Source organism: Streptomyces sp. NPDC012835, assembly GCF_042900885.1.
GTDB lineage: Bacteria > Actinomycetota > Actinomycetes > Streptomycetales > Streptomycetaceae > Streptomyces.
On record NZ_JBIBBW010000013.1, the window covers coordinates 1,639 to 4,899 of the forward strand.

Genomic DNA, 3,261 nt, shown 5'->3' on the forward strand with positions numbered 1-3,261 from the left:
CACGGGCTTTTGCTCGTCCTTCGGGTTGCCGGCCCCAGTGAACTCGCCCTGTTTGGGGTGGGGTGGTGGGTGGCTGGTCGTTGTTTGAGAACTGCACAGTGGACGCGAGCATCTGTGGCCAAGTTTTTAAGGGCGCACGGTGGATGCCTTGGTACCAGGAACCGATGAAGGACGTGGGAGGCCGCGATAGGCCCCGGGGAGCTGTCAACCGAGCTTTGATCCGGGGGTGTCCGAATGGGGAAACCCGGCAGTCGTCATGGGCTGTCACCCGCTGCTGAACACATAGGCAGTGTGGAGGGAACGAGGGGAAGTGAAACATCTCAGTACCCTCAGGAAGAGAAAACAACCGTGATTCCGGGAGTAGTGGCGAGCGAAACCGGATGAGGCCAAACCGTATACGTGTGATACCCGGCAGGGGTTGCGTATGCGGGGTTGTGGGAGTTCTCTTGATCGGTCTGCCGGCCGGTCGGCGAGTCAGAAACCGTATGGGTAGGCGAAGGACATGCGAAAGGTCCGGCGTAGAGGGTAAGACCCCCGTAGCTGAAATCTGTACGGCTCGTTTGAGAACCACCCAAGTAGCACGGGGCCCGAGAAATCCCGTGTGAATCTGGCGGGACCACCCGCTAAGCCTAAATATTCCCTGGTGACCGATAGCGGATAGTACCGTGAGGGAATGGTGAAAAGTACCGCGGGAGCGGAGTGAAATAGTACCTGAAACCGTGTGCCTACAAGCCGTGGGAGCGTCGCTGGCAGCACTTGTGCTGTCAGTCGTGACTGCGTGCCTTTTGAAGAATGAGCCTGCGAGTTTGCGGTGTGTTGCGAGGTTAACCCGTGTGGGGAAGCCGTAGCGAAAGCGAGTCCGAACAGGGCGGTTTAGTAGCGCGCTCAAGACCCGAAGCGGAGTGATCTAGCCATGGGCAGGTTGAAGCGGAGGTAAGACTTCGTGGAGGACCGAACCCACCAGGGTTGAAAACCTGGGGGATGACCTGTGGTTAGGGGTGAAAGGCCAATCAAACTCCGTGATAGCTGGTTCTCCCCGAAATGCATTTAGGTGCAGCGTCGTGTGTTTCTTGCCGGAGGTAGAGCACTGGATAGGCGATGGGCCCTACCGGGTTACTGACCTTAGCCAAACTCCGAATGCCGGTAAGTGAGAGCGCGGCAGTGAGACTGTGGGGGATAAGCTCCATGGTCGAGAGGGAAACAGCCCAGAGCATCGACTAAGGCCCCTAAGCGTACGCTAAGTGGGAAAGGATGTGGAGTCGCAGAGACAACCAGGAGGTTGGCTTAGAAGCAGCCACCCTTGAAAGAGTGCGTAATAGCTCACTGGTCAAGTGATTCCGCGCCGACAATGTAGCGGGGCTCAAGCGTACCGCCGAAGTCGTGTCATTGCAGCATGAGGGCCAACGCCCGCTGTGATGGGTAGGGGAGCGTCGTGTGCCGGGTGAAGCAGCAGCGGAAGCTAGTTGTGGACGGTTCACGAGTGAGAATGCAGGCATGAGTAGCGATACACACGTGGGAAACGTGTGCGCCGATTGACTAAGGGTTCCTGGGTCAAGCTGATCTGCCCAGGGTAAGTCGGGACCTAAGGCGAGGCCGACAGGCGTAGTCGATGGACAACCGGTTGATATTCCGGTACCCGCTTTGAAACGCCCAGTATCGAATCCATTAATGCTAAGGCCGTGAAGCCGTCCTGGAGCCTTCGGGCAAAGGGAAGTGGTGGAGCCGCTGACCCGAGGTGGTAGTAGGTAAGCGATGGGGTGACGCAGGAAGGTAGTCCAGCCCGGGCGGTGGTTGTCCCGGGGTAAGGGTGTAGGGCGTTGTCCAGGTAAATCCGGATGACATGAAGTCTGAGACCTGATGCCGAGCCGATTGTGGTGAAGTGGATGATCCTATGCTGTCGAGAAAAGCCTCTAGCGAGTTTCATGGCGGCCCGTACCCTAAACCGACTCAGGTGGTCAGGTAGAGAATACCGAGGCGTTCGGGTGAACTATGGTTAAGGAACTCGGCAAAATGCCCCCGTAACTTCGGGAGAAGGGGGGCCATTCTGGGTGATGGAATTTACTTCCTGAGCTTGGGGTGGCCGCAGAGACCAGCGAGAAGCGACTGTTTACTAAAAACACAGGTCCGTGCGAAGCCGTAAGGCGATGTATACGGACTGACGCCTGCCCGGTGCTGGAACGTTAAGGGGACCGGTTAGTCAATCTTCGGGTTGGCGAAGCTGAGAACTTAAGCGCCAGTAAACGGCGGTGGTAACTATAACCATCCTAAGGTAGCGAAATTCCTTGTCGGGTAAGTTCCGACCTGCACGAATGGCGTAACGACTTCTCGACTGTCTCAACCATAGGCCCGGTGAAATTGCACTACGAGTAAAGATGCTCGTTTCGCGCAGCAGGACGGAAAGACCCCGGGACCTTTACTATAGTTTGATATTGGTGTTCGGTTCGGCTTGTGTAGGATAGGTGGGAGACTGTGAAGCTTGGACGCCAGTTCAGGTGGAGTCGTCGTTGAAATACCACTCTGGTCGTGCTGGATGTCTAACCTGGGTCCGTGATCCGGATCAGGGACAGTGTCTGATGGGTAGTTTAACTGGGGCGGTTGCCTCCTAAAGAGTAACGGAGGCGCCCAAAGGTTCCCTCAGCCTGGTTGGTAATCAGGTGTTGAGTGTAAGTGCACAAGGGAGCTTGACTGTGAGACCGACGGGTCGAGCAGGGACGAAAGTCGGGACTAGTGATCCGGCGGTGGCTTGTGGAAGCGCCGTCGCTCAACGGATAAAAGGTACCCCGGGGATAACAGGCTGATCTTCCCCAAGAGTCCATATCGACGGGATGGTTTGGCACCTCGATGTCGGCTCGTCGCATCCTGGGGCTGGAGTCGGTCCCAAGGGTTGGGCTGTTCGCCCATTAAAGCGGTACGCGAGCTGGGTTTAGAACGTCGTGAGACAGTTCGGTCCCTATCCGCTGCGCGCGCAGGAGTCTTGAGAAGGGCTGTCCCTAGTACGAGAGGACCGGGACGGACGAACCTCTGGTGTGCCAGTTGTTCTGCCAAGGGCATGGCTGGTTGGCTACGTTCGGAAAGGATAACCGCTGAAAGCATCTAAGCGGGAAGCCTGCTTCGAGATGAGGACTCCCACCCCCTTTGAGGGGTTAAGGCTCCCAGTAGACTACTGGGTTGATAGGCCAGATGTGGAAGACCGGTAACGGTTGGAGCTGACTGGTACTAATAGGCCGAGGGCTTGTCCTCAGTTGCTCGCGTCCACTGTGT

The 3,261-nt window shown here is 57.0% G+C and carries 1 rRNA gene; it reads left to right on the forward strand.

The features are described 5' to 3' along the window. Positions 1-116: 116 nt before the first annotated feature. Positions 117-3,240: ribosomal RNA gene (locus ACFY6S_RS31555) — 23S ribosomal RNA — on the forward strand. Positions 3,241-3,261 lie beyond the last annotated feature (21 nt).